17 protein-coding genes are annotated in these 21,709 nt (G+C 75.2%); 10 read left to right on the forward strand and 7 right to left on the reverse strand.

Features of this window, described 5'->3' with window-relative positions:
• Positions 1–100: 100 nt before the first annotated feature.
• Positions 101–262 (reverse strand): hypothetical protein, encoded by a 162-nt coding sequence (locus tag C8E97_RS34225; protein WP_170211567.1) that lies wholly within the window; start codon positions 260–262, stop codon positions 101–103.
• Positions 259–3,399, reverse strand: coding sequence for an ATP-binding protein (locus C8E97_RS01295; RefSeq protein WP_121000854.1), 3,141 nt, complete (start codon positions 3,397–3,399; stop codon positions 259–261). The genes C8E97_RS34225 and C8E97_RS01295 overlap by 4 nt, the downstream gene beginning before the upstream one ends.
• A gap of 497 nt (positions 3,400–3,896) precedes the next feature.
• Here C8E97_RS01295 and rox point away from each other — a divergent pair, with 497 nt between their 5' ends.
• The 4 genes from rox (at position 3,897) to C8E97_RS01315 (ending at position 7,851) form a co-directional block, all read left to right on the forward strand.
• A complete protein-coding gene (rox, locus tag C8E97_RS01300) occupies positions 3,897–5,327 on the forward strand; it encodes a rifampin monooxygenase (protein WP_121000856.1) in 1,431 nt (476 codons plus the stop codon).
• Between the two features lie 166 nt (positions 5,328–5,493).
• On the forward strand, positions 5,494–6,051 hold the full coding sequence (locus C8E97_RS01305) for a TetR/AcrR family transcriptional regulator (protein ID WP_121000858.1): 558 nt from the start codon (positions 5,494–5,496) through the stop codon (positions 6,049–6,051).
• Between the two features lie 25 nt (positions 6,052–6,076).
• On the forward strand, positions 6,077–6,913 hold the full coding sequence (locus tag C8E97_RS01310; RefSeq protein WP_121000860.1) for an exonuclease domain-containing protein: 837 nt from the start codon (positions 6,077–6,079) through the stop codon (positions 6,911–6,913).
• Positions 6,914–7,017: 104 nt separating this feature from the next.
• Positions 7,018–7,851 (forward strand): sensor domain-containing diguanylate cyclase, encoded by an 834-nt coding sequence (locus C8E97_RS01315; RefSeq protein WP_121000861.1) that lies wholly within the window; start codon positions 7,018–7,020, stop codon positions 7,849–7,851.
• Between the two features lie 181 nt (positions 7,852–8,032).
• Here the strand turns inward: C8E97_RS01315 and C8E97_RS01320 are convergent, their stop codons facing one another.
• The 3 genes from C8E97_RS01320 to C8E97_RS01330 form a co-directional block, all read right to left on the reverse strand.
• A complete protein-coding gene (locus C8E97_RS01320) occupies positions 8,033–11,653 on the reverse strand; it encodes a hypothetical protein (RefSeq protein ID WP_147454970.1) in 3,621 nt (1,206 codons plus the stop codon).
• A gap of 186 nt (positions 11,654–11,839) precedes the next feature.
• The gene (locus C8E97_RS01325) at positions 11,840–12,643 is read right to left on the reverse strand and encodes a hypothetical protein (protein ID WP_170211529.1); all 804 of its coding nucleotides are present in this window, start codon (positions 12,641–12,643) and stop codon (positions 11,840–11,842) included.
• Positions 12,644–12,855: 212 nt separating this feature from the next.
• On the reverse strand, positions 12,856–15,030 hold the full coding sequence (locus tag C8E97_RS01330) for a translocation/assembly module TamB domain-containing protein (RefSeq protein WP_121000867.1): 2,175 nt from the start codon (positions 15,028–15,030) through the stop codon (positions 12,856–12,858).
• Positions 15,031–15,174: 144 nt separating this feature from the next.
• Here C8E97_RS01330 and C8E97_RS01335 point away from each other — a divergent pair, with 144 nt between their 5' ends.
• Positions 15,175–16,506: an AI-2E family transporter gene (locus tag C8E97_RS01335; RefSeq protein ID WP_246018594.1), complete on the forward strand. Its 1,332-nt coding sequence runs from the start codon at positions 15,175–15,177 to the stop codon at positions 16,504–16,506.
• 52 nt (positions 16,507–16,558) lie between these two features.
• On the opposite strand, the gene C8E97_RS01340 is transcribed toward C8E97_RS01335, so the two are convergent.
• A complete protein-coding gene (locus C8E97_RS01340; protein WP_121000869.1) occupies positions 16,559–17,755 on the reverse strand; it encodes a GGDEF domain-containing protein in 1,197 nt (398 codons plus the stop codon).
• Between the two features lie 169 nt (positions 17,756–17,924).
• Between C8E97_RS01340 and macS the strand changes: the two genes are divergently transcribed.
• From macS to C8E97_RS01360, 4 genes are read left to right on the forward strand one after another with little or no spacing between them, the layout of a single operon-like run.
• Positions 17,925–19,064 (forward strand): MacS family sensor histidine kinase, encoded by a 1,140-nt coding sequence (gene macS, locus C8E97_RS01345; protein ID WP_121000871.1) that lies wholly within the window; start codon positions 17,925–17,927, stop codon positions 19,062–19,064.
• On the forward strand, positions 19,061–19,714 hold the full coding sequence (locus C8E97_RS01350) for a response regulator (protein ID WP_121000872.1): 654 nt from the start codon (positions 19,061–19,063) through the stop codon (positions 19,712–19,714). Before macS ends, C8E97_RS01350 begins: the two co-directional genes overlap by 4 nt.
• Entirely contained in the window at positions 19,711–20,283 is a 573-nt protein-coding gene (locus C8E97_RS01355; RefSeq protein ID WP_121000874.1) for a DUF1707 SHOCT-like domain-containing protein, read from the forward strand. Before C8E97_RS01350 ends, C8E97_RS01355 begins: the two co-directional genes overlap by 4 nt.
• On the forward strand, positions 20,280–20,843 hold the full coding sequence (locus C8E97_RS01360) for a GNAT family N-acetyltransferase (RefSeq protein WP_246018595.1): 564 nt from the start codon (positions 20,280–20,282) through the stop codon (positions 20,841–20,843). The genes C8E97_RS01355 and C8E97_RS01360 overlap by 4 nt, the downstream gene beginning before the upstream one ends.
• A 60-nt stretch (positions 20,844–20,903) precedes the next feature.
• On the opposite strand, the gene C8E97_RS33930 is transcribed toward C8E97_RS01360, so the two are convergent.
• Positions 20,904–21,170, reverse strand: a complete 267-nt coding sequence (locus tag C8E97_RS33930; RefSeq protein WP_147454971.1) for a hypothetical protein — start codon at positions 21,168–21,170, stop codon at positions 20,904–20,906.
• Here C8E97_RS33930 and C8E97_RS01365 point away from each other — a divergent pair.
• Positions 21,156–21,698 carry a DUF5753 domain-containing protein gene (locus tag C8E97_RS01365; RefSeq protein ID WP_147454972.1) on the forward strand — a complete coding sequence of 181 codons (543 nt, stop codon included), beginning with the start codon at positions 21,156–21,158 and terminating at the stop codon, positions 21,696–21,698. The genes C8E97_RS33930 and C8E97_RS01365 overlap by 15 nt on opposite strands.
• The last annotated feature ends 11 nt before the right edge of the window (positions 21,699–21,709 follow it).

Genomic DNA, 21,709 nt, shown 5'->3' on the forward strand with positions numbered 1-21,709 from the left:
TGACGAACGCAACGAAGACCGTCCGCTGACCTCAGCAGATGTCCGTTGCTTCAGGGCTGTCCGGTCAACCGCGCCGTGCATGCGACCCGGCGGCCGGCGGTCAGTCGGCGTCGGCCAACCACATGTCCGACAGGTGGGACCGGGCCTCCTCCGTGTGCCGCACGCGGAAGCACGACATCCGGAACTCCGCCGCCCCGACGGTCCTGGCCTCGGGGTGGCGTTCGGCCACCGCCGTGACGATCACCCCGCGGGCGCGGCTCACCCGTCGAGCACGGCCGCGACCAGCTCGTGCCAGTCCGCCCGCGCGCCCTCCCGGACGGCCTCGGCGAACCGCGCGTCGCCGAGGTGGCCCCGCGCGGCCCGCTCGACCCGCTCCTCGTCCGGTTGGGAGCGGTCCGGCAGTCCCCGCACGGCGGCGCTCGCCCCGAGCAACCGCGCGGCCTGCTCGTGCTGCTCCCGGCGCAGCGCCAAGTCCGCGACGCCCACGACCACCTGCGCCGTCGTGGGCGCGTTCCCGGCCTCGTCGGCCGCCCGCAGGGCGGCGGCGCGGTGCTCGCGCGCCTCGGCGAGCCCCTCGGCCAGGTAGCCGAGGAAGTTCCGCACCAGCGCGCGGACGTTCGGCCGGTCGACGGCCTCGCCGAGCAGGGCCGTGGCGACGCCGAGGTGCCGGGACGCCTGCTCGACGTCGCCGCTCCAGCGGGCGAGTTCCGCCCTCGACAGCGCCAGCTCGACCAGCGCCTCCGGCCAGGCGACCCGTTCCGCGCACCGCTGCGCCTCGGCCAGGGCGGTCGCGCTCGCCTCCTCGTCACCCGCCAGCCGGTGCAGCTGGGCCTGCCGCGACCGCATCCGCACGACGTCCTCCAGGGCGCCGACCTCGGTGACGACGGCGATGGCGTCCTCGTAGTGCGCGCACGCGGCGGCGAAGTCACCGCGCACGGCGATCCGGTCGGCCAGCTCGCTCAGGGCGAACGAGGTGCCCCACCGGTCGCCGATCGCGCGGAACTCGGCCAGCGCCGTCTCCAGGTGGGCGTCCGCCTCCCGCCCGGCGACGCCGTGGACGATCCGCATCTTGCCGAGTTGCAGCCGGGCGAGGGCGCGGACCCAGGGGTCGTCGTGGTCGAGCAGCGGCTCGAACGCGCGCTGGAACTCGTCCGGCGCGCGCACCAGGTGTTCCAGGGCGGCGAGGAACGCCGCCGTCGGGTGCGGGTCCCGGACGCGCCTGCCCGCCTCGTGCCCCTCGCGGATCCACCGCTCCGCCTGGTACTGGTCGCCGCCCCGCCCGGAGGACAGGAACATCGTGACGAACCCGTACACGACGACCCGGATCTCGTCGGGCACCTCGCCGGGCGTGGCGGTGGCCGCCGTGATCAGCTCGTTGCCCTCGACCTTGTGCCCGCCGAGCCACCAGTACCAGCCGGCCGCCGCCGCGAGCCGCATCGCGCCGTGCGCCTCGCCCGCCGCGAGCGCGCCGCGCATGGCGGCGGCGATGTTGTCGTACTCGGCGTCGAGCACGGCGAGCCAGTCCAGCTGCTCGGCGCGGCGCAGGTGCGGCTCCGCGGCCTCGACCAGCTCGGTGAAGTGCGCGAGGTGCGCGTGGCGCGTCGACTCCGCCTCGCCCGCTTCCGCGAGCCGGTGCGCGGCGTACTCCTTGACCGTGCCCAGCATCCGGTAGCGCGGCGCGCCCCCGCCCTCGGTGCGCACCAGCGACTTCTCCGTCAGGGCGGTCAGCAGTTCGAGCACCTGCCCCGCCTCGACCGCGTCGCCCGCGCAGACCCGCTCGGCCGCTTCCAGGCTCGCGCCGCCGGAGAACACCGAGAGCCTGCGCAGGACGACCCGCTCGGCGTCGTTGAGCAGCTCCCAGCTCCAGTCGATCACCGCGCGCAACGTGCGGTGCCTTGGCAGCGCGGTTCGGCTGCCGCCGGTCAGCAGGCGGAACCGGTCGTCCAACCGGTTGGCGAGCTGGTCGAGGGACATGGTGCGCAAGCGGGCCGCGGCGAGTTCGATGGCCAGCGGCATCCCGTCCAGCGCGCGGCAGACGCGCGCCATCGTCGCCGACACCTCCGCGTCCACCGCCAGGTCCTTGCGCACCGCGCCGGCCCGGTCCCGCAGCAGCCGGACGGCCGGGGAGGACTCGATCCCGTCGGCGTCGGCGTCCGCCGCGGGCAGGGCCAGCGGCTCGACCGGCCACAGCGCCTCGCCGGTGATGCCGAGCGGTTCCCTGCTCGTCGCGAGGATGCGCAGCCGACGGCACTCGCCGAGCACCCGGTGGGCGAACTTCGCCACCGAGTCGACCAGGTGCTCGCAGTTGTCCAGGACCAGCAGCGCCTCGCGCTCGCGCAGCGCGGCGACGACCCGTTCGATCGGCTCCGCGTCCGGTGTGCCGCCGAGCAGCGCGTCCCGCAGGCCCAGCACGGCGAGCGTCGACTGCGCCACGTCACCGCCCGCGCCGACGGGCGCCAGCTCGACCAGCCACGCGCCGTCGGGCAGGTCGTCGAGGACCGTGCGCACGGTTTCCGCGGCCAGCCTGGTCTTGCCCGAGCCGCCCGGCCCGACCAGGGTGGTGAGCCGGTGCCCGGCGACGAGCGCGCGGACCGCGGCGACGTCGTCCTCCTTGCCGACGAAGCTGGTCAGCTCGGCGCGCAGGTTGGTCCTGCGGTCCTCCTCCCGCCGGCCCACCTCGCCCCGCAGCAGCGCGACGTGCAGCTCGGACAGCTCCGGCGAGGGGTCGACGCCCAGCTCGTCGGCGAGGGCCTCGCGCGCCCGCTGGTACACCAGCAGCGCCTCGGTGCTCCGGCCGGCCGCGCCGAGCGCGCGCATCAGCGCGGCGACGAGCCGCTCCCGCAGCGGGTGCGCGGCGACCAGCTCGGTCAGCTCCGCGACCAGCCCGGCACCGCGCCCGAGGCGGACCTCCGCCTCGAACCGGTCCTCCAGCGCGGTCAGGCGCAGCCCCTCCAGCCGGGTGACCGCCGCGTCGAACGCCGCGCTGTCCGACAGGCCGACGTCCTGCATGGCCGCGCCGCGCCACAGGCCGAGGGCCTCGCGCAGCAGCTCCACCCGGCGCGGCTCCCCGTCGTCGCGGGCACGGGCGACGAGCTGTTCGAACCGCACGGCGTCCACGGCGTCGGGCGCCACCGCCAGCCGGTAGCCGCCCGCCTGCCCGTCCACCACGCCGTCCGGCAGCACCCTCCGCAGCCGGGACGCCAGGCGCTGGAGGGCGTTCGCCGCGTCGGACGGCGGGTGCTCGCCCCAGATCCAGTCGATCAGCGTCGCCTTCGGGACCACGCGGCCGGGTTCCAGCGCGAGGGCGACCACCAGCGCGCGCAGCCGGGCGCCCGGCACGCCCGCCGCGCCGCCGTCGTCCGTGTGGACCTCGAACGGCCCCAGCATCCCGATCCGCACCCGGCCGATTCTCCCCGGGCGACCGGCGGTCGCCGGTGCCGGGGTCGCCGACCACCCGCGGCACCGCGAGCAGCCGCAACCGCGTGTCGCCGAACCGCAGCAGGTCGGCCACCCCCTCCGGCGTGCGCGGCGGCCGGGCCCGCATCGCCGCGTGCCACTCCTCCCGCAGCGTGCCGGGGATGTAGCGCAGCCGGTCCCGCACCACCACCTCGCGAAATCGACGGCAGCGGGCCGGAAACGGGAATTCCGGGCATTCGAGGCGGGGTCGGGAGGCTTTCCTCGTCGCAGGCGGGAGCCGCAGGGGTTTGTAAACCCCCTCCACTTTCAACGTATAGCGCACCGGGGGTCTTGCCACAAGACCCCGGTGGTGCCGCACAATCTCCGGCCGATGCCGCGATCCGCGTGTCACCGGGGATTTTCCCGGAATACCGGCGGATGCGGTCTCGGCGGACGGCGTGCGCGGCCGACCGGAATGCCGACTCCGAATTGGGGGGTTCATGTTCGACGTGATCATCGCCGGTGGTGGGCCGACCGGGCTGATGCTGGCCGCTGAACTGCGGCTGCACGGGGTGGACGTCCTCGTGCTGGAACGGGAGGCGGAGCCGACCGACCACGTCCGCGCGCTCGGCCTGCACGTGCGCAGCATCGAGGTACTGGACCAGCGCGGCCTGCTGGAGCGGTTCCTCGCGCACGGCAGGCAGCACCCGCTCCGCGGTTTCTTCGCCGCCATCGACAAGCCCGCGCCCGAGGGGCTGGACACCGCGCACGGCTACGTCCTGGGCATCCCGCAGCCCGTCACCGAGCGCCTGCTGGCCGAGCGCGCCGCCGAGCTGGGCGCGGAGGTCCGGCGCGGCCACGAGCTGGTCGGGCTGGAGCAGGACGAGCGCGGGGTGACCGTCGAGCCGGCCGACGGCGCGCGGCTGCGCGCGCGCTACCTCGTCGGCTGCGACGGCGGTCGCAGCACGGTCCGCAAGCTGCTCGGCGTGGGCTTCCCCGGCGAGCCGACCAGGGTCGAGACGCTGCTGGGCGAGGTGGAGGTGGCCGTGCCGAGGGAAACGGTGGCCGCCGTGGTGACCGAGGTCCGCAAGACCCACCTGCGGTTCGGCGTCGGCCCCTACGGCGACGAGGGGCTGTACCGCGTCGTCGTGCCCGCCGAGGGACTGGCCGAGGACCGCTCGGTCCCGCCGACCCTGGAGGAGCTGAAGCGGCAGCTGAGGGCGTACGCCGGCACGGACTTCGGCGTGCACTCGCCGCGCCGGCTGTCGCGCTTCGGCGACGGCACCCGGCAGGCCGAGCGCTACCTGACCGGCCGGGTGCTGCTGGCCGGCGACGCGGCGCACGTCCACCCGCCGGTCGGCGGGCAGGGGCTCAACCTCGGCATCCAGGACGCGGTCAACCTGGGTTGGAAGCTGGCCGCCGAGATCGACGGCTGGGCGCCGGCGGACCTGCTGGACAGCTACCACGCCGAGCGGCACCCGGTGGCCGCCGCCGTCCTGGAGATGACCCGCGCGCAGATGCAGCTGATCTCGTCCGAGCCGGGCGCGCGGGCGGTGCGCGCCCTGGTGGCGGAGCTGCTGGACTTCGACGACGTGCACCGGCACCTGGTCGAGCGGCTCACCGCGATCGCGATCCGCTACGACTTCGGCGAGGGGCACCACCTGCTCGGGCGGCGGATGCGGGACGTGCGGTTGAAGCGGGGCCGCCTCTACGAGCTGACGCGCGGCGGGCGCGGGCTGCTGCTCGACCAGACCGGCCGGCTGTCGGTGGCGGGCTGGGAGGACCGGGTCGACCACGTCGTGGACGTCAGCGAGGAGCTGGACGTGCCCGCCGTGCTGCTGCGGCCGGACGGCCACGTGGCGTGGGTCGGCGACGACCAGGGCGACCTGCTCGACCGGCTGCCGGTGTGGTTCGGCACGGCCGTCGGCTGAGCGCGCGGCCGGGATGGCGTCGCGGGCCGGCCGGTGCGGCCGGGTGGCCGGAGTGGCGGGTGGCCGGGTGGTCGGTGTGGCCGGGTGGTCCGCGCGACAGCGGTCCGGGCGGGTGGTCCGCTCCGCGCGGTGTGAACGCCCACAGCACGGCGCATACGATCAAGGGATGCCACCCGACGCGGCGCGGCGCAGCGACCGTTCGCGGTTGGCCGTGCTCACGGCCGCTCTGGAGCTGGTCGAGGAGCTCGGCTACGCGAAGCTGACCGTCGAGGCGGTCGCCGCGCGGGCGGGGGTCGGCAAGCAGACGATCTACCGGTGGTGGCCCACCAAGGGCACCCTGCTGTTCGACGCGTTCGTCGAACTCCGCGCGGCCGGGCGGGACGTCCGGCCGCGCGGCGAGTTGGGCGACGACCTCAAGCTGGAGCTGCGGGAGGCGATCGCCGAGCTGGTCGAGCGGCGGTTCGACCAGGTGTGCCGGATGCTGGTGCACGAGGCCCGGACCGACCTGGTCACCCTGCTGCTGACGCCCCGGCGGGTGGTGCTGGAGCAGCGGCTGGCGGAGGCCGGGCGGGCCGGGGAGATCCGGTCGGACGTGGACGTGCCGACGGCCGCCGAGCTGCTGCTGGGCCCGGTGTACCAGCGGTGGCTGCTGCGGACGGGCCCGTTGACGGGCGCGTTCTCCGACACGGTCGTCGACCTCACGCTCCGGGCGCTGCGGGCGTGATCGGCCTCGGTATGGTCTGCCGATCATGGGGTATGCCGTGGTCGACGTCGAGACGACCGGGTTCGCGGCGGGCCGGTCGGACCGGATCGTCGAAGTCGCCGTGGTGCACGTGGACGAGCTGGGCAGGCGGACCGGCGAGTGGTGCACGCTGCTGAACCCCGGCCGCGACCTGGGTCCCCAGCACGTGCACCGGATCAGCGCCGCCGACGTGTGGGACGCGCCCACGTTCGCGCGGGCCGCCGGCGCGCTCGCCCGCAGGCTCGCCGGGCGGGTGCTGGTCGCGCACAACCTGGGGTTCGACGCGCGGTTCCTGGCGGCCGAGTTCGGCCGGCTGGGCGTCGACCTCGCCCTCGACGGGCTGTGCACGATGCGGTTGGCCGCGCGGTACCTGCCCGGCCGCGGGCGGTCGCTGCGGGAGTGCTGCGCGGCGGCGGGCGTCGCGTTGGACGACGCGCACTCGGCGCTGCACGACGCCCGCGCCACCGCCGGGCTGCTCGCGCACTACCTGCGGCACGGTGCGTTGGCGGGGCCGACCGTCCCGTGGCCCCGGCTGCCCGGCGACGACGTCGGCGAGGTGCGCCGGGGCCACGCGGTGGCGACCGCGCCGATCGAGCGGGTCGCGCTGCGGCCGGGCGACCGGGTGGCGTTCACCGGTCAGCTGGCGGAACCGCGCGACGTGTGGATCTCCCGCGCGCACGACGCCGGGCTGGTGAGCCAGAGCTGCGTGACGCGGTCGACGCGGGTGCTCGTCGCGGCCGACCCGTTCACGTTGTCCGGCAAGGCGCGGCGGGCTCGGGCGTACCGGGTGCCGATCGTGCCCGAACGGGCGTTCGGCGCGCTGGTCGAGGCGTTGCGCCGGTGATCGAAGATCACCGTACCGGGTGGTATGCGTGCACTTGAAAAGCCTGCTACCCGTGGGGATGCTCGTCGTGGACAAGCCTGCACACGGCGGAGGGCACAGGTCCTATGAGTACCGCGCAGACGACGGCATCCCGTGCGGTGTGGGACGAACTCGTCTCCGCGCTCCCCGTCGGCGTGCTGCTCCAGGACGCGAGCGGCGCGGTGCTCGCGGGCAACCGGCTCGCCGCGTCGCTGATGGGCGTGCCCTGCGCCGAGCTGCGCGGTTTCCGGCGACCGGCCGCGTGGGACGCGTCGGGCGCGCCGCTGCCGTCGTGCGCCGAGCTGTCGTCGCAGGTGCTGCGCACCGGTGCGCCGTTGACCATCCCGATGGTCCTGCCGCACGCGCGGCTGTGGGCCGAGTACCACCCGCTCGAACCCCGGCAGCAGGTGCTGGTGGTGCTGCGGCCGGTGCAGTCGGACGTGCCGCACTCCGCGCGCCTGCTCGACGGGCTCACCGGGCTGCCCGGCCGGGCGCTGCTGCTCGACCGGCTAGACCAGGCGCTGACGCGGGCGCGCACGCACGGCACGCTGGCGTCGCTGGTGCTGGCCGACGTGCACCGGATGGCGGCGGTGAACCGGGCGCACGGTTTCCAGCGCGGCGACGAGTTGCTGACGGCGATCGCGGGGCGGCTGCGGCAGGGGCTGCGCGACGACTACACGGTGGCTCGGTACGGCGGCGACGAGTTCGCGGTCGTGGCGGAGCACCCGAACGGCAGCGGTGAGGCGGTGGCGGCGCGGGTGCGGGAGCTGGCCGGGCGGTCCGTGCGGATCGGCGGTGTGCGGCTGCGGCCCGGTGTGCGGGTGTGCTGGGTGACCAGTGACGGCGACGCGGCGGTGCACTCGGTGCTCGCGCACGTGGAGGAACGCCTGCGGCACACCGGTCCGCGCACGCCGGCCTGACGCCGGGACCGGCGCGGCGGGGGCGGGCGAGATCCCGACCCGGACGACGCGGTCCCGCTCCGGACCAGCGAATTCGGTGCCGGCAGGGCTGAGCCCCCGGCGCGGTGGGCGCCGGGGGCTCAGTCGTGGAGCCGGGAGGCTCGGTGTCGCCGAGCCACGCGGGCTCGTCGTGCCGGATCGGTCAGATGCGCGGCAGGATCTCGGTCGTCTCCAGCGCGCCGAACACGGTCCGCGCGTCCAGGCCGGCCATCGCCGGCGTGCTGACGCGCTCGGCGATCGCCGTCACCGGCCGCGTCGCCGCGACCTGGCCCAGCGCCTCGGTGCTCCCGCCACCCAGCACCGGCTCGACGAGGGCGTGCTCGCCCAGCACGGGGAGCGCCGTGCGCGGCTGGCCGACGCCCGCCACCGGCACCACGAAGGGCAGGGCGACGGGGGACGCGACCGGCAGGCTCGGCAGGTCGCGCTGGAGGTCCCGCACCGGCAGGAGCGCTTCCACCGCCGAGGTCGACAGGACCTCGTCACCGACCAGCGGCAGGGTGCCGCTGAACGACCGCTCGGCGGTGTCCAGCAGGCCACCGTGGTTGGCGGCGAACACCGGCTGGGACAGGTCGGCGTTCCGGACGACGGTCGTCTGCGCCCGGTCGACGTGGCCAACGGGCTCGGCCCGGTCGAGGTGGCCGGTCAGCGTCGAGAACGCGCCGGGCCGCGCACCCTGGACGGACCGGGCGCGCTCGGACCGGGTGGCCTGCCGGGGCTGCGCGGTCGGCTGGAACCGGTCGGTCCGGAACTCGGTGGGCCGCTGGAACCCGGTGGGGCGCTGGAACTCGGTGGGCCGCTGGGACCGGGCGGCCCGCTGGGGCGACCGGGTCCGCTGGGCCGACCGGGACTGCTGGGGCTGCCCGGCCCGCTGGGGCTGCGCCGCCTGCTGGGGGTGCGCCGCCTGCTGGGGGTGCGCCGCCTGCTGGGACTGGCCGGTCCGCGGCAGGTGCGCGGTGTCGGCGGACCGCAAGCCCTCGGTCAGCCCGCCCAGCGCGGTCTGGCCGGCGAACGCCAGTGCGCCGCCCGGCCCGTCGGTGGGCAGGCCGTGCCGGCCGATCACCTGCGTCAGCACCGGCAGCACGGCCGGCTCGGACACCGCGGACCGCTCGGCCGACCGCCCCGGCAGCGCGTTCGGGACCACCGCGGTCGGCTGCTGCCGCACGCCCAGGTCGGACATCCGGTCCAGGCTGCCGAACGACGCCAGCCGGTCCAGCCCGGCCAGCGCGGGCAGCTCGGTCGGGCCCATCAGGCTGTCGACGCTGCTCGGGAGCTGGATGCTCTGCGGGCTCAGCTCACGGGTCGCCTCGTCGTCGCCCCCGGTGCGCTGGCGTGCGCTGTCGCGCACGTCGAGGGTCGCGGTGCCGAGCACCTCGCCGGGCACGTCGTGCACGACGGGACGCGTCTCGGTCGGCAGCGAGAACTGCTGCGCGGCCATCGAGCCCCGGCCCGTCGCGCCGGACTTGCCGCCCGACTCGGACAGGCTGGTGTTGCGGGTCTCCGTCGCGGAGTGGCCGGCCACGGCCACCGCGTCGCCGAACGCGCCGGACTGGGCGTTCACCGGCGCGGCCAGCAGGTTGCCGGACAGCGAGGAGTCCATCGCCTCGGTCTCGTGGTCGCCGCCGGCGACCACGGCGTTGTCGTTGGCGGCGACCGACTTGCCGTTGCCCGCGGCCGACACCGTGTCGCCGAACACCTGGAGCGGCAGGGCCGCCGGCGCGCTGACGCCGTTGCCCGCCACCGATCCCCGGTTGCCCGCGGTGCGCACGTCGCCGCCGGAGAACGAGGTGTAGTCGTTCCGCACGGCGCTGGTCGGGTTGCCCGCCGCGCCGACCGCGCTGCCGTACACCTGCGGCGACGACGCCTGGGGCGCGGACAGGACGTTGCCCGCGACCGTGCCCTCGTCGCCGGTGGACAGCGCCGAGCCGCCGGACCGCGCGTCGAGCTGGTTGCCCACCTCGGACGAGCTGTTGCCGACGCCCACGGCGGAGAGGCCGAACAGCTGCGCCGGGTTCGAGGTCGGCGCCTCGACGATGTTGCCGGACGCCGAGCCGTGCTTGCCGGTCGCCTCGGCCGGACCGCCGGCCACGACCGTGGTGTCGCTGTCGCCCTTGGCGTACGGGTTGCCGACCGCGCCGGCCGCGTCGCCGAACGCCTGCGCGCCGACGGCCGTGGGCGCGGTGATCACGTTGCTCGACCCGGTGCCGTTGTCGTCGCGGCTGTTGGGCGCGCCGCCGGCGCGGATCACCTTCCGCTCCGCGGCGGTGCCCGAGGCCGCGCCACCGACACCGGCGCCGTTGCCGAACCCCTCGGCGGGCACGCCCAGCGGCGCCTGGCCGATGTTGCCGGAGCCCACGCTGTCGTTGCCGGTGGTGCCGTTGTAGCCGCCGGCGTTGGACTCCACCCGGTTGTCGCAGCGGGCGGTGGCGACGCCGCCGCCGGACACGCCGTTGCCGCACAGGTCGACCGCGCCCGCCGGAGGCGTGTTCGCCGAGTTGCCGGACAGCACCGAGCGGTCGCCGTTGGTCAGCGTCTCGCCGCCGGCGGTGGCGGCGGAGTCGTTGCGGTGCGTGGCCGAGCTGTTGCCGAGCACCGACCCGACCGCGTTGCCGCCGCCGGACACCGGCAGCGCGACCGGCGCGTCGGCGATCGTGCCGGACACCGTCGAGTCGTCGCCGCTGGTGTCCGTGACGCCGCCGGCCTTCGCGGTGTTCGCGCTGGTGCTGGCCGCGTCCGCGGTGGCGGCGCCGGCGGCGGCGTTGTCGTTCAGCGTGACGGGGCCGGCCAGCTGCGGCTGGACCACGTTGCCCGCGACGGTCGAGTCCTCGCCGCTGGCGTCGATGAACCGGGCCGCGCCGTTGCGGGCGATCCGCGAGCCGCCCGCGGTGGAGCTGGTGGCCGCGTCGGCCCGCGTGTCGGCGTTGCCGAGGGCGCCGCCGACGGCGTTGCCGTTGGCCGTGGCCGCCGTGGCGAGGGGCACGCCGACGACGTTGCCGACCGCCGAGCCGCGGTCGCCGTTCGCGGTGAGCGCACCGCCGGAGCGCGCGGTGCTGTCGGCGGACGCCGTGCTGGTGGCGACACCGGCCGCGCCGATGCCGTTGTTCGCCGCCTGGACGGGCGTCGCCTGCTGGAGCGCCACGACGTTGCCGGACAGGGAGCCGTCCGAGCCGTCGGAGTCGACGCCGCCGCCGGCGACGGCGTCCTGCCGCGCGGTGCTCTCCGAGTGGGCGGTCGCGCCGACGGCGACCGCGTTGCCGGTCACCAGGACCGGGTCCGCGGCGTGGGCGGCGACGGTGTTGCCGGCCAGCGAGCCGCGCGAGCCGTCGGCCTCGATGTCGCCGGTGCTGTGGGTGGACTGGTGGCACTCGGCGGCGGAGCGGGCGTCGCCGCCTGCCGCGATGGCGTTGCCGCACGCCTTGACCGGCACGACGACGTCGCCGTCGACCGAGTTGCCGCGGGTCACGTGCCCGGTGTCGGTCGAGGCCAGGCGGCCCTGCGCCGCGCGGACCAGCGGGTTGTGCGGGACGGTGGCGCGCAGGCTGTCGGTGCTGATCTCGTGCTTCAGCTCCGGCAGGTTCCGGTTGCCGACCGGCGTGCCCAGGTTGTTCTCGTCCACCTCGATCGGCACGCGGACCTTGGTGTCCAGCGGCGAGGGAGGCGCGTCGGGGCTGACGTTCTCCTGGGCTGAAGCGATGCCCGTGCCGAGCATCAGCAGACCACCCGTGACAAGTGCGGACTGGATACCGCGCTTGGCCCAGGTTTGCATGGGTTCTCCTTCTTCAGTGTCCCGTTGCGGGAGGTGAGGGGTGGTCGGACGCGGTTGCCAACGTCGGGCCGGCCACCCGGATCGGGGGGTGGTGCGCGGCTTCTCGACCGGGTGCGGACGTGCGCGAAGAGCGCGTCGGTCGATGACCGGGACGGCCGGCAGGCCGCCGCGGACCGCGCGCGTGGATCAGTCGGGGGTGGTGCCCGGCTGCTTGCCGGGCAGCGTGGTGTTCCGCTCGGTGGCGGGCAGCAGCGCCCTGGCCACGGCGGTGTCGACGCCGTCGGCGGTCACGCCCGTGGCCGGGCCGCTGCCGCCGGCGGCGGAACCGGCTCCGTCGCCGCCGCACGAGCAGTGCGCGGGCACGCCGAACGGGGGCGTGAACGGGGCGAGCGGCACGTCGACCGGCTCACCCCGCCGAACGCCTGGCTCGTCGGCGGGCAGCGCGCCGGGCGACTGCTCCGCCGAGGCCGCCCGGATCTCGCCGAGCAGGCTGAACGGCCCTTGCACCACCGGGGTGCCGAGGGAAACCGGCACGGCGGTGGCGGTCGGGGCGGTCTCGGTGGGCCGGGCTTCCGCCACGCGCCCGCCGTGCTGCGGCCGCCCGGCGCGGTGCTCGCCGCGGACCGGGACGGCGGTGGGGTGCTCGAACCAGGAACCCACCCGGTCGACCGCGCCGCGGATCTCCTCCGCGACCTGGCCGAGGTCGGGCGGCGTCACGTCCTCCGCCCGCTGGGCGCGCAACGCGGTGTCGAGGTCGCGCACGGTCGCGGTGGTGTCGAGGTCGCGCACGGTCGCGCGGACCGGCGCGACGGCCTCCTGGACGGGCCGGTGCTCGGCGACGACCCGCGTGACGACGCCGACCACGCCTTCGTGGTCGGCCGCCTGCGCGGCGGCGGGCGCGGCGGACAACGCCCACGCGGCGGCGGTGCCCGCCAGCGCGCCGCCGCCGACCAGCAGGGCGCGGGAGAGCAGCCGCCGGACGCGGCTCACCCCCGCACCCGCTCGCTGGCCGGCCGACGACAGCACTGGAACCTCCGCCTGGACGCTGGATTCGCCGGCACCGTCGATCGGAAGTGATCAAGCCGACGCCGACGAGCGTGCCAGGAGCCGGGGCGGGCGCGCACCCGTTCGCCGCCCTGTTCGCCGGATCGTGTGATCGACACTCCGTGTTGTCGGATATGACCGAGCGTAACCTACTCTGGTCAGACCCGCTTCAGCACGCGGGCCGCGCCGGCCGCCGCGGTCGACGCGAGGATCCAGCCGACCGCGATCAGCGAGCTGGAGATCCACTGCGAGGCGCCGCTGAACTTCCACTTGCCGTCCTGGCCGAGGTCCACGATCGGGACCAGCAGGTCCACCGACAGCAGCCACGGGTTCCACGTCGGCGACTCGTCCTCGTTCAACCTGGGCATCTCGTGCCCGAGGAACCACAGCGCCCCGGCCAGCCAGAACGCCGCCAGCCAGGCGATCGCCAGCCACGGCCGGTACCCGTAGCCGACCGTCCAGCGCTGGAGGAAGCCCCACACCCGCCCGGCGCTGCCCAGCTCGGAGTACCGGCGGTGCTGCTTCTCCAGCTGCACGTGCTGCGCCAGCTCCTCCTCGCCACCGTCGCGGTAGACGTTCGCCAACTGCTCGTAAGGACCCGGCGCGAAGTCCGGCTGCACCTCGCGCAACCAGCGCAACCGCGTACGCACGTCCACGTGCGGCGTGGACGAGATGGAGGAGAACGTGAAGTCCTCCACGTCCACGCCGCCGGTGGCCGCCCACAGCCCCGGACCGTCCTGCACGGCGGTCGCGCCCACCCGCCGCAGCACCACGCGACCCACCGGCGCGGCGTCCTCCGCCATCCGCAGCACGAGCTGGCTGACGGTCAGCCCGTAGGCGTCCAGCGCGGTGTCGATGCCCGGACCGCCCAGCCGCGCGCCCGTGAACGTCGCCATCTTGCCGACCTCGGCCAACCGGACCCGCACACCGCCGACCGCCGTGAAGCCGTGGCTGCACAGGAGGTCCTTGCCGATCGTGGCGACCCGCGCGTCCAGCGACGGCTTGAGCGTGCCGTCCGGCCGGCGGCGCGGCAGCAGCAGCACCGCGCCGGAGCAGTCCAGGGTCGACCCGATCGCGGCGTTCTGGAGCCGCAGCGAACCGCGGGCGCGCAGGCCGCGCAGGAACAGCGTGCCGCCCACCCGCAGCCGGTCGGCGAACAGGACGTCGATGCCGGAACCGTGCAGCTGGACGCCGGACAGGCTCGCGCTGCCCCGCACGTGCGCGTCCACGAGCCGCACCTGCCCGTAGGCGCGCAACGCCGACTCGGCCGCACCGCCGCCGCGGAACCCGCCGTCGACCGCGCCGCGCGCCTCCAGGTCGCCGCGGACCTGGATGCCGTCCGCGTGCAGGGCGACCGGGATGCGGTCCACGACCGCGCGGTCGGCCAGCTCGTCCACGAGGTCCCGCCTGCCGATCACCGCGCCGGACAGCCGCAGGTAGCCGCCGACCTCCGCGTTCGGCAGCCGCACCGTGCCGCTGGAGGTGAAGCCGTCGTCCAGTTCGACGTTGCCCTCGACCCGAAGGCGGTCGGCGACCAGGGCCGCCGCCTCGTCCGCCGTGCCGCGCGGGATCACCAGGACCGGGCGGTCCACGACGCTCGCGCGCAGCCGCGCGCCGGAGAACACGACGTTGCCGCCGACGCGGGCGCCGTCCAGCAGGACGCGGCCCTCGGTGGTGAACCGGCCGCCCTCGGCGTCGCAGAACAGGTTGCCCGCGACGGTGACGCCCGAGGCGTCCAGCGCGTTCCGGCCGGGGTTGACCAGCCGCGCGCCGCCCAGGTGCACCGAGCCGCCGACGTTCGCGCCGCGCAGCCGCACCTCGCCGTCCGCCCGCAGCGCGCCGGCCTGGAACGAGCCGGCCAGCCGCACGCGCGCGGCCAGCAGCGCGTGACCGCCGCCGCCGCGCAGCACCGAGCCCGCCAGGCGCAACGTGCCGTCGACCGCCGCGTCCGTGAGGTCCACCACGCCGTCGCTGGTGAAGCCGGCCTCCAGCACCAGGTCGCTGGCGACCCGGAGGTTGCGCCCCCACAGGCCGGGCACCTTGCAGCCGCGCATCCGCAACCCGACCAGGTGCGCCATCCGCAGGTCGGGCGGCTGCTCGAAGGTGCAGTCCAGGAAGTCGACGACGTGCTCGACGCGCCGGCCCTCCAGCCCGAGCAGGCCGGTGACGTGCGCGCCGACCAGGCGCAGCGCCGCGCCGGGCAGCGGCCGGGCGAGCAGCGCGGCGAGGACGTCGCCGCGCACGGCCCGGTCCCGCTTGGCCGCCTTGGCGTCGAACGCGACGCGACGGCCGGCGGCGAAGGCGGAGCTGATCGTCTCCTCGGCGTCGATCACGATCCGATCCGATCACCCGGACGGCGCCGCCGGCCGGCGTTCGGGCAATCCGTGACGAGGGATACCCCGCGGCGCGGCGACTCGCGACCCGGTGTTGGCGGTTTGTTCGACTCGCGGCGGCGGTGCGCGGGCTACGGTGATCGTGTGACGGGGAGTGATTCGGGGATCAGTGCGCGGGTGCCACGGCTGCTGAGGGTCAGCGCGGCGCTGAGCTGGCGGTTCGTCGCGGTCGTCGCCGCGCTGTACGTCGTCGGCATCGTGGTCAGCTACCTGACCACGATCGTCATCCCGGCGGGTGTCGCGCTGCTGCTCGCGGCGCTGCTGTCGCCCGCGGTGTCGCAGCTGGTCCGGATCGGGGTGCCGCGGGGGCTGGCGACCGGTCTGGTGCTGATCGGCGGCATCGCGGTGGTCGGCGGGGTGCTCACGTTCGTGATCACCGAGTTCTCCAACGGCCTGCCGGAACTCCAGAAGCAGGTCAGCGCGAGCCTCGACACGATCCGCGGCTGGCTGCGCGACGGGCTGCACCTGAGCGACCTCCAGCTCCAGCAGTACCTCGACCGCGTGCTCCAGACCGTGAAGGAGAACCAGGCCGAGATCACGTCGGGCGCGCTGACCACCGCGGCGACCGTCGGCGAGCTGCTGACCGGCCTGCTGCTGGCGCTGTTCACGCTGATCTTCTTCCTGCACGACGGCGACGGGATCTGGCGGTTCCTGATCCGGGCCGTGCCCGCCGACGTGCGGGACCGGGCGGACGTCGCCGGGCGGCGCGGGTTCGCGTCGCTGGTGTCGTACGTGCGGGCGACGGCGCTGGTGGCCGTGGTGGACGCGGTCGGCGTCGGCATCGGGCTGTGGATCGTGGGCGTGCCGCTGGTCGTGCCGCTGTCCGCGCTGGTGTTCCTGGGCGCGTTCATCCCCATCGTCGGCGCGGTGATCACCGGCGCGGTGTCGGTGCTGGTGGCGCTGGTGGCCGAGGGCCCGGTCGCGGCGCTGATCGTGCTGGCCGTGCTGATCGGCGTGATGCAGCTGGAGAGCCACGTGCTCCAGCCGCTGCTGCTGGGCCGGGCGGTCAAGCTGCACCCGCTCGCGGTGGTGCTCGCGATCACGGCCGGGTTGGTGGTGGGCGGCATCGCCGGCGCGCTGCTGTCCGTGCCGCTGCTGGCGGTGCTGAACTCGGGCATCCGGTCGCTGCTGTCGGACTCGGACAGGGCCGTCCGGCCGCGTGAGGTGGACGTGCACGAACCGCAGGAGACCGGTCCGCCGGACACCGGCGGTGAGCGCGTCGGGGACCTGGAGGACGGTCCCGGCGCGGCCGGCGGCACCGCGTCGGGCGGCACCGCGTCGGGCGGCACCACGTCGGGCGGCACCGCGTCGGGCAGCGCCGCGGCCCAGGACGCCGCCGGGGGTTCCGCGACCGGGAAGCACGGGAAGCACGGGGCGACCGGCGCCGGGCCAGGGGACGCCGCGCAGGGCGACTGACCCCGGACCTCGCCCGCCACCACCATCGCCCGAGGCCGGGGGACGCCCGACCTCAGGCCATCTCGACCAGGTTGCGGCCGTAGCCCTTCGCCGCGAGCAGCGCCGCGTCGGCCGCGACCAGCAGGTCCGGCAGCTCGTAGCCGAACCGGCTGGTCGTCGCCACGCCGATGCTCACGGTGAGCCCGGTGAGCAGGTGCTCCCGCCCGTCGGTGCCCACCGTCGCCACCGCCAGGTCCTCCACCGCCAGCCGCACGCGCTGCGCGACGGACCGGGCGACCGAGGGCTCGGCGTCCGGCAGCAGCACGACGAACTCCTCGCCGCCGAACCGCCCGACGAGGTCGCCGCGCCGCACCGTGCCGGACAGCAGCACGGCGACCGCGCTCAGCGCCGCGTCGCCCGCCAGGTGCCCGACCCGGTCGTTCACCCGCTTGAAGTGGTCGAGGTCGAGCAGCAGCACGGCCATCGGCCGCTCGCGGACGCGGGCCTTGGCCAGCTCGTACCGCGCGCGGCCGTCCCAGTGCACGGCGTTCGCCAGGCCGGTCTTCGCGTCCCGCTGCGCCGAGCGCCGCCACTGCGGCAGCTGCGCGGCGCGTTCGAGCAGCGCCATCGGCGCGGCGGCCATCACCGCGTGCACCGGGGTCGTCGTCGCCACGAAGCCCATCAGGCCGCCGATGCTGACCGCGACGATGCCGAGCACGGCGTCGATCGGCTCGCCCACGACCTCCTCCGCCGCCGCGCGCGGGCTGCGCAGCTTCAGGCCCGCCGCGATGAGCCCCGCCCGCACCACGAGCAGCACCGTCGCGCCCAGCGACATCACCAGCAGCCCGTGCGCGGGCTCGGCCCACCCGACCAGGAAGCGGGTGGCGAACACCGACAGCGCGGTCGCGGACAGCGTGAACACCCAGCGGTGCGACTCCAGGCGCTGGGCCAGCACCCCGTGCAGCGCCGGGCCGAACAGCAGCAGCACCAGCAGGTTGCCCGGCAGCGCGATCACGCCCGCCGTCAGGTAGCAGAGGTGCGCCGCCCACGGGTTGCGCTCCGTCTCGCCGACCCGGTGGCTGAAGATCGAGCTGCCGATGATCACCGCGCCCGCCGTGCCCGCGATCACGCCGAACCGGGCGATCTCCGCCGGCTCGGGCCGCGGCAGGGACGCGATCACGTACACGACCAGCGCGAGGGCGAGGGCGTCGACGAGCAGCCAGTAGGCCAGCGCGGAGCGCCGCAGCGTCCACAGTGGCCAGTAGCGCACGCTCAGCCCACCCCCGGTCCGTAGGAGTCGAATGGCGCGGTGTCCCCCGACGGTCACACCCAGTGACGTTGGCCAGCCTTCCACACATGTCGGGGTCGGAACAGACCGCCACCTGGGGGTTAGCCGCGACACGCCGACACGGCAAGATTGGGGGCGAAGGGAGCACACCGTGCACACAAAGCCGGCGCAGGCAGGTCCATCGGTGACCGAGGACCCCGTCGCGCACCTCTGGCGGGGAACCGTTGCGTTACGGATCGTGACATTCCTGTTCGCCCTGGGCAACGCGATCGTGCACCACGGCACCTACGAACGGCCCTGGCTCGCCTGGGTGGCGATCGGGGCGATGGCCGTCTGGTCGCTGGTCACGATCCGGGCGTACAGCCGCGAGGACGGCCGCCGGCCGTGGTTCGTGTGCGCCGACCTGCTGGTCGCGTGCGGGCTCATGTCGCTGTCGCCGCTGATCATGACCGACACCCAGTTCCTCTACAACGTCCCGCTGATCACGACCATCTGGGCGTGCTGCCCGGCGGTGGCGGCGGGCGCGCTGGGCGGCCAGGTCGCGGGCGCGCTGTCGGGTCTGGTGGTGGGCGTCAGCACCTACCTGAACCGGCGCGAGCTGAGCGTCGACCTGGTCCGGGACGTGGTGCTGCTGGCGGGCGCGGGCCTGGTCGTCGGCATGGCGTCGACGACCGCGCGCCGGTCGGCGGTCCGGCTGGCGCAGGCGTTGCGCACCGAGGCGGCCACGGCCGAGCGCGAGCGCCTCGCGCGGTCCATTCACGACGGTGTGCTCCAGGTGCTGGCCCGCGTGCGCAAGCGCGGCTCGGAACTCGGCGGCGAGGCGGCGGAACTGGCGGAACTGGCCGGTGAGCAGGAGATCGCGCTGCGGTCGCTGGTGGCCGCCGCGCCCGCCGAGTCGACAGTGGACGGTGACGCGGACCTGCGGCCCGCGTTGCAGCTCCTCGCGACGCCGCGCGTGCAGGTGTCCACACCGGCCACCCGCGTGATGCTGCCCGCGCTGACGGTGTCCGAGCTGGCGGCGGTGGTGCGCGAGGCGCTGTCCAACGTGGACAAGCACGCGGCCGGCGCGAAGGCGTGGGTGCTGCTGGAGGACCTGGGCGACGAGGTCGTGCTCAGCGTCCGCGACGACGGCCCCGGCATCCCGGAGGGGCGGTTGTCGGCGGCGGAGGCGGAGGGCCGGATGGGGGTCGCGCAGTCGATCCGGGGCCGGGTCGAGGCGTTGCGTGGGACGCTGGAGTTGCAAACCGGGCCGGGGGAGGGCACGGAGTGGGAGGTGCGGGTCTACCGATGAGCGTGTCCGTGATGGTGGTCGACGACCACCCGCTGTGGCGGGACGGTGTCGCGCGCGACCTCGCCGAACGGGGCTTCGACGTGGTGGCGACGGCGGGTGACGCCGCCTCGGCGGTCCGGATCGCCCGCGCCGTGCGGCCGGACGTGGTGCTGATGGACCTCAACCTGGGCGGCCCGTCCGGGGTCGAGGCGACCGCCATGATCACCGGTTCGCTGGACGCCACGCGCGTGCTGGTGCTGTCCGCGAGCGGTGAGCACGACGACGTGCTGGAGGCCGTGAAGGCGGGCGCGTCCGGCTACCTGGTGAAGTCCGCCTCGGCGGAGGAGCTGGTGGAGGCGGTCGAGCGGACGGCGGCGGGCGACGCCGTGTTCACGGCGGGCCTCGCGGGCCTGGTGCTCGGCGAGTACCGGCGGATGGCCGCGACCCCGGACGAGGACCGGCCGCAGCTCACCGACCGCGAGACCGAGGTGCTGCGGCTGGTGGCGAAGGGCCTGACGGCGCGCCAGATCGCGACCCGGCTGGTGATCTCGCACCGGACGGTGGAGAACCACGTGCAGTCCACCCTGCGCAAGCTGCAACTGCACAACCGTGTCGAGCTGGCGCGCTACGCCATCGAGCACGGGCTGGACGTCGAACCGGAGGGGACATGACCGATCCGAGGCAGTGGCGGGTGTCCGACGCCGAGCGCGAGCACGTCGTCGGGGTGCTCCAGAAGGCCATCGGGCGCGGGCTGCTCACGCTCGACGAGTTCACCGAGCGGGCCGACACGGCGCTGGCGGCGCGGACGCGGGCCGAGCTGAACTCCGTGCTGCTGGACCTGACCGGTGTCGTGCACAGCGAGCAGCACGCGCACCCCGTCGCGGCGGAGGAGCAGGTGGAGCTGAGGTCGACGCTGTCGACCGTGCGCCGGAAGGGCATGTGGCTGGTGCCCCGGTCGATGGTCGTGCGCAACCGGATGGGCACGACGGAGCTGGACTTCCGGGAGGCCACCATCACCCACCCCGTGGTGGACGTCGAGCTGGACGTGGCGGGCGGCGCGGTGAAGCTCACGCTGCCCGAGGGCGCGACGGTGAACACCGACGGCGTGCAGGTGTCGCTGGGCACGGTCAAGGACAAGGTGGGCGGCGGTGGCGGTCGGCCGCACTTCGTGGTGCACGGCAGCGTCACGGCGGGCTCGCTGGAGGTCAAGCGGAAGAAGGGCTGGTTGCGCAACGCGTGAGGTGGACGGGGGCGAAGGTCCGGCTGCGCGGTGTCGAGCCGGAGGACTGGCAGGCGTTCATGCGGTTCGACTCGCACGTGTCGGACATGCGCGACGCGGACATGGTGCACCCACCCCGGTCGACCGCCGGCTACCGGGCGTGGGCCGAGGCCGAGTCGCTGCGGGAGGCGGGTGACGAGTTCCGCCTGGCCATCGAGTCGGTGGCGGGCGGTGAGCTGGTGGGTTCGCTGGCCACGTCGGCGGTCGACACGCGGGCCGGGCGGTTCTCCTACGGGATCGGCATCGGGCGCGAGCACCAGCGGCGCGGCTACGCGGGTGAGGCGGTCGTGCTGCTGCTGGCGTACATGTTCGGGGAGCGGCGGTTCCACAAGTGCGAGGTGGCGATCCACGCGTTCAACGGCGCGTCGATCGCGCTGCACGACAAGCTCGGCTTCCGGTCGGAGGGTCGGCTGCGCGACCACGAGTTCTTCTCCGGACGCCACCACGACGTGGTCCTGATGGGGCTGACGGCGGCGGAGTTCACGACCCGCCACCCGTTCCCGCCGCTGCGGCCCGCCTGACGCCGGCGGGGTGGCGTGCCACGGCCACCCTGCCCGTCCCCGCCCGTCGGACCGCGCCGGTCAGCGCGCCTCCGCCGCCCTCATGGCGTCGAGCGCCTCCTGACCCGCGGCGATCATCTTGGTCAGCGCGTGCTCGCTGAAGGTCAGCTCCACCTGCCCGCCGGGGAACGTGAACTTCGCCCAGTCACGCCCGGTCTGGTGGTCGATCCGCACCTCGTCGTCGAAGTCCGCCGCGGTCCACAGCTCGGCGGCCTCCAGGCGCGGACCCGACCCGGTGCCGGGCGCACGCCCGCCTGGGGCGACACCTACCGGGTGCTGGAAGCCCACGCGGCCGAGATCAAGACCTTCCGGGAAACCATGCTGCCCGGCACGGTCCAGACGGAGGACTACGCACGGGCGCTGCTGTCGATGTCGCTCACCACGCCGCCGGCCGACGTGGGCAACGCCGCCCGCGAACGCGCGCTGCGCCAGGAGCTGCTCACGTCCGACAACCCGCCCGCCTTCTGGCTCGTCCTCGCGGAACCCGCCCTCCTGCGCCCGGTCGGCGGCACGGCCGTGTTCCGCGCCCAGCTCGAACGGCTCCGCGAACTGGTCGACCTGCCGAACGTGACGTTCCAGGTGCTGCCGCTGGACCGGGGCGAGCACCACGCGCTCGGCACGCCGTTCACCCTGCTGCGCCTCGACGTCCCGGCGCTGGCCATCGCGTACCTGGAAGGTCTGACCGACGCGAACTACCTCGACCACCCCAAGGCCACCGACGTCTACGCGCTGGCGTTCGACCGGTTGAGGGTGACTGCCCTGGACGACCGGGCATCGGCGAAGATGCTGGATCGTCGGATCAGTGCACTCAAGTAGCGAAAGGGGCA

Origin of the sequence: Saccharothrix australiensis (assembly GCF_003634935.1) — a bacterium.
Classification (GTDB): Bacteria; Actinomycetota; Actinomycetes; order Mycobacteriales; family Pseudonocardiaceae; genus Actinosynnema; species Actinosynnema australiense.

Coding starts and splice junctions, on each gene's coding strand:
- rox (WP_121000856.1), top strand. CDS start 3,897: ATGTTCGACGTGATCATCGCCGGTGGTGGGCCGACCGGGCTGATGCTG.
- C8E97_RS01305 (WP_121000858.1), top strand. CDS start 5,494: ATGCCACCCGACGCGGCGCGGCGCAGCGACCGTTCGCGGTTGGCCGTG.
- C8E97_RS01310 (WP_121000860.1), top strand. CDS start 6,077: ATGGGGTATGCCGTGGTCGACGTCGAGACGACCGGGTTCGCGGCGGGC.
- C8E97_RS01315 (WP_121000861.1), top strand. CDS start 7,018: ATGAGTACCGCGCAGACGACGGCATCCCGTGCGGTGTGGGACGAACTC.
- C8E97_RS01320 (WP_147454970.1), bottom strand. CDS start 11,653: ATGCAAACCTGGGCCAAGCGCGGTATCCAGTCCGCACTTGTCACGGGT.
- C8E97_RS01350 (WP_121000872.1), top strand. CDS start 19,061: ATGAGCGTGTCCGTGATGGTGGTCGACGACCACCCGCTGTGGCGGGAC.
- C8E97_RS01355 (WP_121000874.1), top strand. CDS start 19,711: ATGACCGATCCGAGGCAGTGGCGGGTGTCCGACGCCGAGCGCGAGCAC.